Annotated in this window: 12 protein-coding genes, 1 pseudogene and 2 riboswitches; of the genes and pseudogenes, 10 read left to right on the top strand and 3 right to left on the bottom strand. The window is 61.3% G+C overall.

Translation table 11 applies throughout. The features are described from left to right. On the bottom strand, positions 1 to 518 hold a 518-nt coding region (locus VIH17_12950), incomplete at its 3' end, for a P1 family peptidase (protein ID HEY4684138.1). Between the two features lie 109 nt (positions 519 to 627). On the opposite strand from VIH17_12950, the gene VIH17_12945 reads away from it, so the two are divergent. Together VIH17_12945 and VIH17_12940 are read left to right on the top strand one after the other, a co-directional pair. Next, positions 628 to 1,836: a thiolase family protein gene (locus VIH17_12945; protein ID HEY4684137.1), complete on the top strand. Its 1,209-nt coding sequence runs from the start codon at positions 628 to 630 to the stop codon at positions 1,834 to 1,836. 60 nt (positions 1,837 to 1,896) lie between these two features. Then, positions 1,897 to 2,715, top strand: coding sequence for an enoyl-CoA hydratase/isomerase family protein (locus VIH17_12940; protein HEY4684136.1), 819 nt, complete (start codon positions 1,897 to 1,899; stop codon positions 2,713 to 2,715). A 27-nt stretch (positions 2,716 to 2,742) separates the two neighbouring features. Here VIH17_12940 and VIH17_12935 read toward each other — a convergent pair whose 3' ends face one another. Further along, entirely contained in the window at positions 2,743 to 3,216 is a 474-nt protein-coding gene (locus VIH17_12935; protein ID HEY4684135.1) for a hypothetical protein, read from the bottom strand. A gap of 92 nt (positions 3,217 to 3,308) precedes the next feature. Continuing rightward, positions 3,309 to 3,576: riboswitch (cobalamin riboswitch) on the top strand. 137 nt (positions 3,577 to 3,713) lie between these two features. Between VIH17_12935 and VIH17_12930 the strand changes: the two genes are divergently transcribed. From VIH17_12930 to VIH17_12910, 5 genes are all read left to right on the top strand, one after another. Then, a complete protein-coding gene (locus VIH17_12930; protein HEY4684134.1) occupies positions 3,714 to 4,649 on the top strand; it encodes a cobalamin-binding protein in 936 nt (311 codons plus the stop codon). Next, on the top strand, positions 4,649 to 5,692 hold the full coding sequence (locus VIH17_12925) for an iron ABC transporter permease (GenBank protein HEY4684133.1): 1,044 nt from the start codon (positions 4,649 to 4,651) through the stop codon (positions 5,690 to 5,692). The genes VIH17_12930 and VIH17_12925 overlap by 1 nt, the downstream gene beginning before the upstream one ends. Then, the gene (locus VIH17_12920; GenBank protein ID HEY4684132.1) at positions 5,689 to 6,654 is read left to right on the top strand and encodes an ABC transporter ATP-binding protein; all 966 of its coding nucleotides are present in this window, start codon (positions 5,689 to 5,691) and stop codon (positions 6,652 to 6,654) included. The genes VIH17_12925 and VIH17_12920 overlap by 4 nt, the downstream gene beginning before the upstream one ends. A gap of 53 nt (positions 6,655 to 6,707) precedes the next feature. Further along, a riboswitch (cobalamin riboswitch) is annotated at positions 6,708 to 6,899 on the top strand. 27 nt (positions 6,900 to 6,926) lie between these two features. After that, entirely contained in the window at positions 6,927 to 9,107 is a 2,181-nt protein-coding gene (locus VIH17_12915) for a TonB-dependent receptor (GenBank protein ID HEY4684131.1), read from the top strand. A gap of 107 nt (positions 9,108 to 9,214) precedes the next feature. After that, the gene (locus tag VIH17_12910; GenBank protein HEY4684130.1) at positions 9,215 to 9,883 is read left to right on the top strand and encodes a diphthine--ammonia ligase; all 669 of its coding nucleotides are present in this window, start codon (positions 9,215 to 9,217) and stop codon (positions 9,881 to 9,883) included. Between the two features lie 133 nt (positions 9,884 to 10,016). Here the strand turns inward: VIH17_12910 and VIH17_12905 are convergent, their stop codons facing one another. Next, positions 10,017 to 10,430: a hypothetical protein gene (locus VIH17_12905; GenBank protein HEY4684129.1), complete on the bottom strand. Its 414-nt coding sequence runs from the start codon at positions 10,428 to 10,430 to the stop codon at positions 10,017 to 10,019. A 151-nt stretch (positions 10,431 to 10,581) separates the two neighbouring features. Between VIH17_12905 and VIH17_12900 the strand changes: the two genes are divergently transcribed. The 3 genes and pseudogenes from VIH17_12900 (at position 10,582) to VIH17_12890 (ending at position 13,378) form a co-directional block, all read left to right on the top strand. Next, the gene (locus VIH17_12900) at positions 10,582 to 10,749 is read left to right on the top strand and encodes a hypothetical protein (GenBank protein ID HEY4684128.1); all 168 of its coding nucleotides are present in this window, start codon (positions 10,582 to 10,584) and stop codon (positions 10,747 to 10,749) included. A gap of 74 nt (positions 10,750 to 10,823) precedes the next feature. Then, positions 10,824 to 12,365 (top strand): Asp-tRNA(Asn)/Glu-tRNA(Gln) amidotransferase subunit GatB, encoded by a 1,542-nt coding sequence (gatB, locus tag VIH17_12895; GenBank protein HEY4684127.1) that lies wholly within the window; start codon positions 10,824 to 10,826, stop codon positions 12,363 to 12,365. An 827-nt stretch (positions 12,366 to 13,192) separates the two neighbouring features. Beyond that, a pseudogene (locus tag VIH17_12890) lies at positions 13,193 to 13,378 on the top strand (hypothetical protein). The last annotated feature ends 181 nt before the right edge of the window (positions 13,379 to 13,559 follow it).

The raw sequence follows: 13,559 nt of genomic DNA, 5'->3' as shown, positions 1-13,559 counted from the left end.
TCGTCGGACCACGAGCCGATTCCGCCCTTCATGGCTTGCGCTAAACCAAAGAGTTTGCCCACCGTTGCGCCCGTGCCCGCTCCGACTGAACCTTCTTCGACCGGAGCATCGGTGGCGTTGCGGGCAGCCAGGTAACCCATTTCAGCACTGGGCCGTGCTCGCGGATCGCCGATGGCAAGGTCAAAGAGGATGGCTGCCGGCACGATGGGCACGCGAGCCACCCCCACATCGAAGCCGATGCCTTTTTCTTCAAGGAAGCGCATCACTCCCGAGGCCGCGTCGAGGCCGAAGGCGCTGCCGCCGGCAAGTAGAACGGCATGAATGCGCTCGACCAAATGGCCCGGCCGGAGGAGTTCGGTTTCTCGTTCGCCGACGGCTGAGCCGCGCACGTCCGAAGAAGCAATCACGCCCGCCCCGTCAGTGCCGGGGCACAGGATGACAGTGCAGCCGGTGATGCCCTTGAGGTCGGTCGAATGGCCGACGGTGATGCCTTCGATTGCGGTGAGCCCGCGAGTCATGGCTTGCAGATTGTACCTCAGGTACGGGCTCGCTTTGAGCGGTCAGGAGCGTTATGTTACGATGCGATTTGTATTGTTCGGCAGACATTAGTCCAGCAGGCAGGGATGCATGAACCAGCGCGAAGTGTACATCCTTTCGGCCACCCGGACGCCCACCGGCAAGTTTGGCGGTTCACTGGCCGGGCACACGGCTGCGGATATGGGTGTCATCGCCGTAAAGGCGGCGGTGGAGCGCGCCGGTGTGGACCCAGCCCGGATTGATGAGCTGATTTTCGGCAATGCTCGTCAGGCCGGCGGCGGGCCGAACGTGGCGCGGCAAATTGCCTGGCGGGCAGGGCTGGGCCCGGCCGAAGGCCCCGCCTTAGGCGGGGTGCCGGCGTACACGGTGAACCAGGCTTGCGCCTCGGGAATGCAAGCCATCGTGCTTGCCTGGCAAGACATTCTTCTGGGCAAGGCGGAGTTGGTCGTCGCCGGCGGCACCGAATCCATGAGCCGGCTCCCCTTCTACGTCGAGGCGCGCTGGGGCTTCCGCCTGGGACACCAGCCGCTGGTGGACGCCATGTATCGCGACGGCTTTCTCTGCCCGTTGTCGGAGATGATTATGGGGGAGACAGCCGAGTTGCTTGCCACGCAATACAAAATCCCGCGCGAAGAACAGGACGAGTTTGCCCTGGGCAGCCATCAGCGCGCCGAAGCCGCCATGAAAGGGTGCCGCTTCAAGGACGAAATCGTTGCCGTCGAGCTGACGGACAGGAAGGGCAACAAGCAACTTTTTGAGACGGAGGAGCACATGCGTCAGGGCGCGGATATCTCCGCCATGGCGAAACTGGCGCCGGTCTTCTCGAAAACGGGCACGATTACGGCCGGGAATTCGAGCGGCATCACCGACGCGGCCTCAGCGCTCGTCCTGGCGTCAGAGGATTTCGTGCGCCGTGAGAACCGCCAACCCTTGGCGCGTTTGCTCGATTCGACCGCCGCCGTGGTCGATCCCAAGATCATGGGCATCGGTCCGGTGCCGGCAGTGCGGAGGCTGTTTGAGAGAAATCGCTGGAAGATGGAAGAGTTTGATCTGGTGGAACTGAATGAGGCCTTTGCCGCGCAGGTGCTGGCTTGCGATCGCGAGTTGCATTTTGATCACGAAAAACTCAACGTGAACGGCGGGGCGATCGCCCTCGGCCATCCCATCGGCTGCACGGGCGCGCGCATTACCACGACGCTGGTGCACGAGTTGCGCCGGCGCAAGGGCCGGCTTGGCCTGGCGACGCTGTGCGTATCCGGGGGCATGGGAATGACGCTGGCCATGGAATCGGTATGGTAGCGGCCATCTTCCGGCCGGCATTCCGGGGGTCTCGAGACCGCCGCTCAAGGGGAGAGGCGCATGCCTGAATTTCCGATCCGCGAATTCATTGCCGTTCCGAAGCCCGAAGAATTCAAGTTTATCGAGTGGAAGACGGACGACGGCGTTGCCCGGCTGACGCTCCGTCGCCCGCCCTACAATGTGCTCAATACCGCCATGCTGCAGGAGATCGCCGTTTCCATCGAAAGCCTGGCGGACGCGGCTGAAGTGAAATGTCTGGTCATCCGTTCCGCCTGCGATCGGGTTTTCTGCGGCGGAATCGATCCGGATGAATATTCCGCGCCGCAGGTATTTCAGATGATTGACGCCTTCCACCATATCTTTGTGGCGTCGATCGAGGCGTCCAAAGCGACGATCGTGGCGGTGGATGGCGCGGCGCTCGGCGGCGGCTGCGAGCTGGCGGCGCTCGGCGACATCGTTCTGGCGACGCCCCGGGCGCGTTTTGCCTTGCCGGAGATCACCAAGCTCGGCATTTTTCCGCCCTTCGCCGCCACGCTTTTCCCCTCCATCCTGGGCGCTCGCCGGACGATGGAGATGGTGTTGACCGGCGACACGATGACCGCCGAGCAGGCGCAGGAGTACGGCCTGGTCAACCGCGTCGTGCCGGAAAAACATCTGGAAGGGGCGGTCGAGGAACTGGTGGCGAAATTGTCCCAGCAAAGCGGCCCGGTGCTCCAGCTCACCAAGCGGGCCATCCTGGAGGCCATGGGCAAGACTTTTCGCGATGCCCTGCGCAACACGGAAGATATTTTCTTGAACGAGCTTTCCAAGCTTGAAGACCCGCGGGAAGGCCTGCAGGCGGTGCTCGAAAAGCGCAAACCAAAGTGGAAGAACCGGTAAGCACGGACGAGCCAAGCCAGCGAGACCTTATCTCTGCCTGGCCTTTTCCTTTTGGCTCTCTTCTCTGGCGATTTCGTTCAGGTAGCGCCCGTCGGCTCCCGCTCTCCACAAGCGGCGGGTCCGACTACAGATGCTCGTGGTGAGCTGGCCGGACGACTCCTGATAGGCATACACGAGGTATTTTCCCCCGCGCTTGAAATTGAAGCCGCAATCCGCGTCGCGCGTCCCGGTGCGAACAACCATGACTTTTTCCTTAGGCCCCTCGTAAACGCGCAGGACTCGAAGTGTCACCACCCGCCGGTCGAAGGAACCGAGAGCATCCTGGATGAATCGAGTCTCGATGGATTCCACCTTGCCTTCGAAGACCGCGCTGGCTTGGCCAAATTCCAGCACCACCTGGTCGCGGACGCTCAAATTGAGTTCAACGCAGGTGCAGGCCTGGGATGGGCTGGCGTTGAGCGCGCCGAACAGAAGGACGGGAACTAGCGCGCGTATTCTCATACCAGACCCTTTCTCCAAGCAAGTATATCCCTGCTCGCCAGGTTTTCGGCGAGTCGCTGAATTGACACCGCGCCGCCGGCGGCCTACACTACTCGCGCACAGGTGGCTCAGGTGTCCCCGATGTGATCGGGGTTCAAGGGAAGGCCGTGCAAAGCGGCCACGGTCCCGCCACTGTGATCGGCCGGCATCCGGCACAGCCCGGGCCCCCGGAGATGGGGGCCGGGCGCCCACTGCCCTTGAGGGCGGGAAGGGCCTAACAAACCCGATGCCTGGATTCCCGAGGCGTCTCATCCCGCAGAGGGGGAGAGAAGCGAGGGAAGGCCATAAGTCAGGAAACCTGCCTGAGCCGGATCGTCCCCCGCGATTCTTCCGATCCTCCCGACAAGTCGGGATGGGGAGGATCGGGTGGCCGGGATTCACTCTCCGCGAGAGGGAGTGCGGCGGAAGCAAAAAGTTCTGAAGCCCCTCGCTCTTTGCGGGAGAGAGGGGCTTTTCCTTTGCGCGAAAATTTTCGCACGTCGCTCTGGTTGGCTTTGGCGCTTGTGCTTGCGCTCAAGGCTGGCCCGGAACTGCTCGCCGGGCCGGTGGCGCTGGCTGCCCGCCAGGTCACGGATGAGGCGGGGCGGAGCGTTCGCTTGCCGGAGCGCATCGAGCGGGTCATCTCCCTCGCGCCCAATCTCACTGAAATCATTTATGCGCTCGGCGCCGAGAATCGCCTGGTCGGCGTCACTGACTACTGCGATTTTCCTGAGGCGGCCCGAGCGAAGCCGCGTGTCGGCAGCGTGCTCAGCCCGAGCGCGGAGCAAATCGTGGCGCTCAAGCCGGACCTGGTTCTGGCTACCGTCGCGGGCAATCGCGCCGAAAGCGTGGCCACTCTTGAGAGACTGGGCGTCCCGGTTTACGCCACCAACCCGCGCTCGGTGGACGACGTTCTGGCTTCCATCCTCCATGTCGGCGACGTGCTCGGCGAAGAGCAAGCCGCGTTGCGACTGGCGAGCGATCTTCGCCATCGCCTGGATGCGCTTGGCCGGCGGCTTGCCGACGTGAGCCTCCCTCGCGTCCTTTTTGTCGTGTGGGAAGAGCCGCTGATCAGCGCCGGCCGGGAGAGTTTTTTGACCGACGCCATCGCCCGGGCCGGCGGCCAATCCATCACTGCAACTTTTTCCGCCGCTTGGCCGCGCCTTTCGCTGGAAGCGGCCCTCGAAGAGCAGCCGGATTTCCTCATCTTTGCCTATCATGGCAGTCCCGCGGAGAAGGCAGCCGAACGTTCTCTCCGGCAAGCGCAACTGAAGCATAAACCGGGCTGGCGCGAGTTCCGGGCAGTGCGACAAGGCAAGGTAATCGTGGTGAGCGACACGATCAACCGGCCGAGCCCGCGGCTGTTCGATGCCATGGAGGAACTGGCGCGCACGCTCCATCCGGAGGTTTTCTAATGGCTACGCCGACCGTGAACTTGCCTGGCCTGACGCGACGGCGATTGCTGGTCATCTGCGGCATCCTGGCGGGAACGCTGGCGGTCACGAGCCTCGTCTCGCTCTCGCTGGGCGCCGTTTCCATTCCGGTGTGGCAAGTATTGACGGCGATGATCAAGTGGGTGATCGGGGCGCAGGATTCCATCCCGAGCGAATACCGGCTGATCCTCTTCGAGATTCGGGGCCCGAGAATCGTGCTGGGCATGCTGGTGGGGGCGGCGCTGGCGGTTGCGGGAGCATCGTTCCAGGCGCTGTTGCGGAATCCGCTGGCCGACCCGTACGTGCTTGGGGTTTCGAGCGGGGCCGCCCTGGGAGCGATCGTGATACTCATCATCGGCCGGCCCGCCGAGCCTTTTCTTCCGCTGGCTGCTTTTTTGGGAGCCGGCGCGACCATCGCGGTGGTGTACTGGCTGGGGCAGAAAGCGGGCCAACTGGAAAGCAACACCCTTCTCCTGGCCGGGGTGATCACGGCGTCGTTTCTTTCCGCGGTCATCATGTTCCTGATGACCACGCTCAGCGGGCGTGAACTGCGCGGCGCGGCGTTCTGGCTGATGGGCGATTTGAGCACCCCTTCTCCCCTTTGGCTCCTCTGGCTTTTTGGCGTGCTCCTGGTTGGCGCGGTGGGATTTGTGTATGGGGTGGCCGCCGATCTCAACGTGCTTCTGGCCGGCGAACGCGAGGCCACCCACCTCGGCGTGGATGTCGCCCGAACAAAAACGCTGGTCTATCTCTGCGCGTCGTTGATGACCGGGCTGGCAGTTTCGGCAAGCGGCTCGATTGGCTACGTCGGATTGCTCGTGCCCCACCTGGTGAGGCTGCTTTTTAGCTCCGATTATCGCGTCCTGATTCCCTCGTCAGCCCTCCTGGGAGCGATGCTGATTGTCCTGGCGGATACGCTCGCGCGAACGGTTGTCGCTCCGACCGAGTTGCCCGTGGGGGCGGTGACCGCCATAGCCGGCGCGCCGCTATTCATCTATCTCTTGAGGAAGAGGAGCATGGGATGAACCCATTCGGCCGCATGGCCAATGCGTCCCGCGAGGCAGGACCGAAGGAGAAGGACGACGGCTCGGGAGGAAGCTCCGGGGTTCGTCTGCCTGATGCGGCCATGGCCGATTTGAGCGTCGCGCATGGCGGGATGGCCGTCCCGGGCGAGCTGCGTGTTGAGGTGATGCTGGCGAGCTTCGCCTTTCCTCAATTTACCCTTCAGCCGTTGAGCTTCACGCTGCGCAGCGGTGAGGTGCTGGCCATCCTTGGCCCGAACGCCTCCGGAAAGTCCACTTTGCTTGGTTTGTTGAGCGGGATCTTGCCGCCGCTCTCCGGTCAGGTCCGGCTCGACGGCCGTGAGATGAGCGGGCTCGACCTCCGCCGTCGCGCCCAAAGGGTTGCGGTGGTGCAACAGGAAAGTCCGCTGCTTTTTCCGGTGCTGGTAGCGGACTACGTGTTGCAAGGCCGACATCCCCATTTGCGCCCGCTGCAACTGGAAACGGAAGCGGACTATGACGCCGTCGCCAGGGCGCTTGAAGCAACGTCGGCCGCTCATCTCCGCCATCGCTGGATGCAGGGGCTTTCCGGCGGGGAAAAACAGCGGGTGATCCTGGCGCGAGCGCTGGCGCAGCAACCCGAGGTGCTGTTGCTCGACGAACCGACGCTCCACCTGGACATCGGCGCCCAGGTGGACTTGTTGCGGCTGGTGCGGTCGCTGGCCGCCAGGGAGAACTACGCGGTCGCGGTCGTCACTCACGAGCTGAATCTTGCGGCGGAATTTGCCGATCGCATCCTGCTGATGCACCGGGGTCGGATGGTTCGACTGGGGCCACCGGCTGAAGTCTTCGAGCGCGAACTGCTGGAAGAGGTCTTCGAGACCGAACTCGATGTGCTGGTTCATCCCGCGACCGGCCGTCCGCGCGTAGTTTTACGGTCGGAAGAAATCACGGACGAAGGAGGTGGTAAGACCCCACTGAGTTGATGCCTTGATTGTTTGCTTGGGCGATGGATGGATGGATTGGAAGGGAACTCTACAAATGAACCCACGGTTCAGATGTGCCGGGAATGAGGTGAGAAGCCTCAGCCGCCGCGCGACTGTGAGATGGCTAACGCTCACGCTCCGAAGCCACTGTCTTGTATGCCTGCCGACCAGCAGGCAGGGATGGGAAGGCACCGCACCGCTAGCGCCATCGAGCCAGGAGACCGATCTGAGCCATTTCGCGTTGCCCCTTCGCGGGGGAGGAGGAAAACGCCATGACGACTCGCCTGGTTTCACTTGGTCTTCTGGTTAGTCTGCTGGGGCTGCTGCCCGCTTCTCTGCATTCGCAAGTTTCCCCAAGAGCTCTAACCGGGGTTGTGCTTGACCCCAGCCGCAACACGGTACCGCGGGCCACCGTGCGCCTGCTCGACCCGGCTGGGGTGGAAGTGGTACAGACGCTCACTGACACGCAGGGCCGGTTCCGTTTTGACGGTTTGACGCAGGCTAGCTATACGCTCGGCGTCGAGATGGTCGGCTTCGAAGCGGTTCACCAAACTGCTCGCGCCGGCACAGAGATTGAGCTGGTGCTCCCGCTGGCGCCGGTTCGTGAGCGCGTGGTGGTGACAGCGACCCGTACCGAAGCCCCCACCAGCCAGGTGGGCAGCAGTGTCACGGTCATCGCGGCTGAACTGCTCGAAAACCGCCACAGCGCCACCCTGACCGAACTCCTGCGTACCGTACCGGGACTCACCCTGGTGCAATCCGGCCCGCTGGGCGCCATCACCTCGGTGCTTGCCCGCGGCGGTGAATCCGATCACAACAAGGTGTTTATTGACGGCGTACCGGTGAACGAGCCTGGCGGGTTTTTGAACTTCGCCAATTTCACACCGCTCAATTTGAACCGCGTGGAAGTGGTGCGCGGGCCCCAGAGCGCTCTGTTTGGCTCGGATGCGCTGGGCAGCACGATTCAACTCTTCACCGAACGTGGCACGGCGGAGACGGCGCGGCCACGAGTCAGCTTGGCGCTCGAAGGTGGCAAGCACGCCACCGTGCGCGGCACCAGTCGCCTGACAGGTCAACTGGACCGGTTCGATTACTCGCTCGCGGCTGGCCGCTTCCTCACCAACAATGCTGACGACAACAGCGCCTTTCGCAACACCACGCTCTCGGGCAACCTCGGCGCGGCGCTCGGTGAACGCACTTCGCTGCGGCTGATTCTGCACGGCGACTTCGGCACCGCCGGCACGCCCGGGCCGACTGCCTTCCAGCGCCCCGACAGCGATGCTTTCTTTCGGCGGCGCGATGGTTTGGTGAGCACGGCCTTCCAGGTACGCCTCCTCGAAAACTGGAATCAACGGGTGAACTACGGGTACAGCCGCTCCCGGCAGCGGTCGAGAAATCTGTTCCCCGACACGCCTCCGTTCTCCGACTTCCTCTTCGATTCCCTGAACGATACCCGCCGCCACCGCGGCGCCTACCAGAGCGACTTCACCTTCGCCTCAACACAAATCCTTACCTTCGCCTTTGAATACGAGCGCGAAAAGGGTCGTCTGGTGACCATCTTCCCGGAGTTCCCGGTTTTCTCGCCACCGCCCGTCGTCGTCCACCGCACCAACATCGGTGGCGTCGTGCAGCACCAGGCACTGCTGTTGGGCCGGCTTTACCTCACCGGCGGCCTGCGCATCGAGTCGAACGGCAGCTTCGGAACCGAGGCCACCCCGCGCCTATCGGCGGCCTATTTTCTGCGGCGCGCGGGCGAGGGGCTCGGTGCGACCAAGTTGAAGTTCAACTTCGGCACTGGCATCAAGGAGCCGTCGTTCATCGAATCGTTCAGCTTGTCCCCGTCCTTCCGGGGCAACCCGGATCTGAAGCCCGAGCGCGTGCGGAGCTTCGACTTCGGAGTTGAGCAGCGGTTTGCCCGCGACCGGGCGAAGCTCGAGATCAATTGGTTCGACAACCGCTTCCGTGACTTAGTCGCCTTCTTCCGCAGCTCCTTCATCAATATCGGCAGGGCAAAGGCGAAAGGGGCAGAGGTGGTGCTGGAGCTTGTGCCAGGCTGGGGACTGCGTGGCGTCGGCAGCTACACCTTTCTCAATTCGCAGGTGTTAGAGTCGCCCAGCCCCAGCAGCCCGGTCATTGGCGTGGGGCGACCCTTGCTGCGCCGGCCGCGCCACGCTGGCTCGCTCGTCGTGCTGTGGGATTGGCGACGATTGAACCTGACTTCTTCCCTGGTGTGGGTGGGTCGCCGTGTTGACAGCGACTTCTTTGCCGCGCCCGAACCACTCACCAGCAACAAGGGCTACACGAAGTGGGACCTGGCCGGCAGCTATCGCAGTTCCCACAAGCTGACCTACTTCGTCGTATTTGAAAACTTGCTCAACGACCACTATATGGAGGTGCTGGGCTTTCCGGCCCTGAAGCTTACCTTCCGCGCGGGCGCGCGGGTGCAGTTCTGACTTGTCTGCGCCTCGCCTCGTCGCTTTACGGGAGTGCTCAAGAACGTGGTGGGGGCGCATATGGCCCGTTCGGCGACATGAGCCTGCCGAGGGAAGGAAAGGTCCCGATGAAAGAAAAGATGCTCTTATCGTGGAGTGGTGGGAAAGATAGTTCGATGACTCTCTATGAGATTCAACAAACTCAGAATTATGAGATCGCTGCCCTGTTGACCACAGTCACTGATGGTTACGACAGAATCAGCATGCATGGTGTCCGCCAAACGCTGCTCGAACGTCAGGCCGAGTCTCTCGGCCTGACGCTGCACAAGATTTACCTTTCGATGAACGCCACGAACAAAGAGTATGAATCTAAAATGGAAACGGCGCTCGAGCTGTATCAGAAGAACGGCGTCGCATCTGTAGCCTTCGGAGATATCTTTCTGGAGGACCTGCGACAATATCGGGAACAGAATCTCTCCAAGATAGGTATGAAGGGCCTGTTTCCCATTTGGAAACGCAATACCAGCGACCTGGTGAGGACATTCGTAAATGTAGGCTTCAAGGCGATTGTTGTTTGCGTGGATTCCAAAGTTCTCGACCAATCATTTGCCGGAAAACTAATTGATGATGATTTTCTTCATCAACTTCCTCCCGGTATTGATCCGTGTGGTGAGAACGGAGAGTTTCATTCTTTTGTATTCGGGGGTCCGATATTCAAGGGCGAAGTGAGCTTTACATTAGGCGATGTCGTCCTAAGAGACTCGTTCTACTTTTGCGATTTAGTACCGGTTGAGTGAAAAGGCATACTCGACAGGAAAAGGGAGAGCAAAACAATTCAAGCGAAAGGAGACAGGTGTAATGCACTCCTCAGATTTGGACAGTCAGGGCCTCGATTTTTAGGTCACATTCAAAGCCCGTGAAGACCCCCGCTCACTCCTTGTACGGCCACGCGCCCACCACCGCCGCCACAATCGCAGTTGGTAAGCTTGCAGCCAGAGGAGCCAGGAGTGCGCCTAGTGGAATGGGAATGAGTCGTAACGAGACCCAGAGAGCGTCAACTAGGGCGCCGATGACCCACAAGGCAAACCCAGCCACAGCCGCGGTCTTCGGCCCTGGGCCGTAGCGCGGACGGATGGCCGTGTAAAGCCAGATGGTCCAGATGCCGATCGCAACGTGCAGGATGGCGGGCAACGCTGGAAATGTGGGGCGACCGGCCGCCTCGACCGCTGCCATCAAATCTGTCTCGCCGAGAGCGAAGACAGCGACAAGCAATTTGAGAAGGTACAAGACGCCGCCCGTCAGTATCCCGCAGAGAAAAACTCGTCCCCAGTTGATTTTTCCCATAACGCCGTCCTATGCCACAGATTGGCGAGGAACCCGGTCGTCGGAAAATATACTCCCAGCGAAAGAGAGTCAATCATAGGGACGGCAGCTCCTTACTGAATCTCGCATAATATAGCTGAGATGGCACGGGGTTTCTGGCAGAATGCCGCGCATGGGCAACCCACGTGGCGTGAAGCTGGATTTCGAGGCGCTCGAGGCCCGGCGGCTGCGGGCTGCCGGCCGCGCGGGGCTGAGGCAAGCGGGACGCCCCGGGCGCAAACCGCGGCTGAGCGCGGCCGCGTTGCGGCGCATCGAGCAGGGGCTCAGGCGCGACTTGTAAATCCACCGCCCTGCCCCATAAACTATTCGGCGAACGGTTCCACTGACCCGTCATTCACCTGTCATGGACCTGTCATGGCCGGCACGTTAGATAAAGCAGCGACGCTCGCGGGGCTCGGGCCCTATGAGATGGTCATCGGGCTTGAGGTGCACGTCCAGCTCAAGACCGCGTCGAAGATTTTCTGCGGTTGCTCGACCCGCTTTGGCGACCCGCCCAACACCCATAGCTGCCCGGTCTGCCTCGGCCTGCCGGGGGCGTTGCCGGTGCTGAATCGCAAGGCGGTCGAGCTTGCCGTGCGCGCTGCGCTCGCTTTGCATTGCGAAGTTCAAGGTTACTCCCGCTTTGCGCGGAAGAATTACTTTTACCCCGATTTGCCCAAGGGCTACCAGATTTCGCAATACGAGCTGCCGCTGGCACGACGAGGCTGGCTTGAGATTGAAGTAGTGCCCGGGGCAGGTGCCCCGGGGCTCGGCGGGGACCGGGAGGAAGTGCGGAAGCGCATCGGCATCACCCGCCTTCATCTTGAAGAAGACGCCGGCAAATCGCTCCACGAAGGCTTTCCCGACTCGGACGCGAAGAGTTACATTGATTTCAACCGCTGCGGGGTGCCGCTCGTGGAAATTGTCAGCGAGCCGGACATACGCACCCCCGAAGAAGCCTACGCCTATCTGACCAAATTGAAGCAGGTGCTCGAATATGCCGAGGTCTCCGACTGCAACATGGAAGAGGGCAGCCTGCGCTGCGATGCGAACCTTTCGTTGCGCCTCAAGGGAAGCGAAGGTTTGGGCGTCAAACAAGAAATCAAGAACCTGAACTCGTTTCGGTACGTGAAGCAGGCTCTTTGGGAAAAGGCCAAGGATTTGAAGGCCAAGCTGGACGCGGGCGAACCGATTGCCCTCTCTACGAGCACCTATGACCCATCCGCCCGGCGGCTGGTGGAGATGCGGGTGAAGGAGGAAGCCCACGATTATCGCTATTTTCCCGAGCCGGATCTGCTCCCGCTCATGGTGGGCGAGTCATGGCGTGAAGAGATTCTCCGCGCCATGCCGGAGTTGCCCGATGCGAAAAAGGCTCGCTTCATGGAGATGTACGGTTTGAACGACTACGATGCCGAGGTGCTTACCGGCAGCCGCGCCCTGGCCGACTATTTTGAGGCGGTGGTGAAGGGAGACGCACCCGCCCCGATGCCATCGGGGCGCGCCAAGGCGGCGGCGAATTGGATTCAAACGGAATTACTCGGTTTGCTCCGGGAGGCGGGAAAAGAGATCTCCGACTCGCCCATTTCCGCTGCTGCCCTGGCTGAGCTCTTGACGTTCGTCGAGAAAGGCACCCTCTCGGGGAAAATGGCCAAGGAAGTCTTTGCTAGGATGTTTTCCAGCGGCGAGCGCGCGCCAACCATCATCGAGCGGGAAGGGATGACCCAGATCAGCGACGCCGCCGCCATCGAGCGTATCTGCCGGGAAGTGATTGCCGCCCATCCCGCCCAATATGCCGAGTACAAAAGCGGCAAGAGCGTGCTCCTCGCGTTCTTTATCGGTCAGGTGATGCGGGCCACCCGTGGCCAGGCCAATCCTCAACTCGTGAACGAAACCCTGAAGAAGCTGCTCCAAGCGTAGTTGGCGACCTGCCCGGTCAAGCGCGTGGCCCGTGACCCGTGACTCGCGACCAGTGAGCCGCATGCTCCGTTCAACCGCCGAGCCCGATCTCGCCCCGCGTTGCCACCGGGGCACGTGCCTCAGGGAAGATACCGACTTTGAAAAAATCGCCGAGCCCCGCGGCACCCGCCGCGGGGGAGATACAGGCCAAGGCGTGCTAAACTAAGGGGATAAGCTACTGGGGTGGAGTGCGTCTGGTAGCACGCCGGACTGTTAATCCGTTTTTCGCAATTTGCATTAACATGCACCTAGCCGCACGAAAGCACAAAAGCCCATTGTTCCCCACTATTTCCAAATGACCGCCTCTAGCATGGCCTTGCATGACTACGCAGCAAAAAGCAAAACCAACTGACACCAAAACTGACACCAGAGAAACCCAAGAATCTGCCTGCAACCCTTCGGTTAACAGTTGCGGCGACGTGCTCTTGCTATGGAGTGCCACGGGCCGCTATCGTGTTGTACCATCAACCGGATAGCTGAGTTTCGAGCAGCCCCACCTTTGCGACCAATTAGCACCATTTCTTGCCGAGATGGGGCACAAAATTGGGCACAGTGCTTCACCCACTGATTGCCGCGGCTCAGCAGTTAGAGTGATGGACTTCATAATGCGGTTCTTTGCAGAGTGGACGGTCACGCCCCCAAAACACGTCAAAGCCCATATCTTTATCCCACCTATGCTCCCTGGGCCCGCCCTCCGGCGGTGATGTAAAAAATTCTGTGGAAATTCCGAAGAGAGGCTGTTTCCTTTCAGCAGGTTGAAGAAAAGCCTAAGAAAGGAGAACACCCTCATGAACGCGAAACCGCATTCACAGTCTAGGAGCCTAGAGGAAGAGCCCCGATCCCTGCGAGAGGAGATTTGGGGTCAGTTCCGGACGGTGCTGAAGCAAGAATTGAAGGGGATGATGGAACAGGCGCTGGAGAAGGAACTGAACGAGCACCGGCAGGCGCGCCCCTACGAGCGCAGCGACGAGCGGCGAGGCTATCGCAATGGTCACTACCGGCGTCGGTTGATGACCGACTACGGCGAAGCGAAAGCGGCGTTGCAGAAGCTCTGGCGGCAGTTGTGCGAGGTGAACCCGAGCGCAGCGCGCAGCCTCGAAGAAGGAATGGAAGAAACCCTCACCCTGCACCGGTTGGGGGTGGCGCCGCTGCTGC

The sequence above is a fragment of the Candidatus Acidiferrales bacterium genome (genome assembly GCA_036514995.1).
GTDB lineage: Bacteria > Acidobacteriota > Terriglobia > Acidiferrales > DATBWB01 > DATBWB01.
Note: the sequence above shows the minus strand (reverse complement) of the source record. Positions and strands in the feature narration are given on the sequence as shown.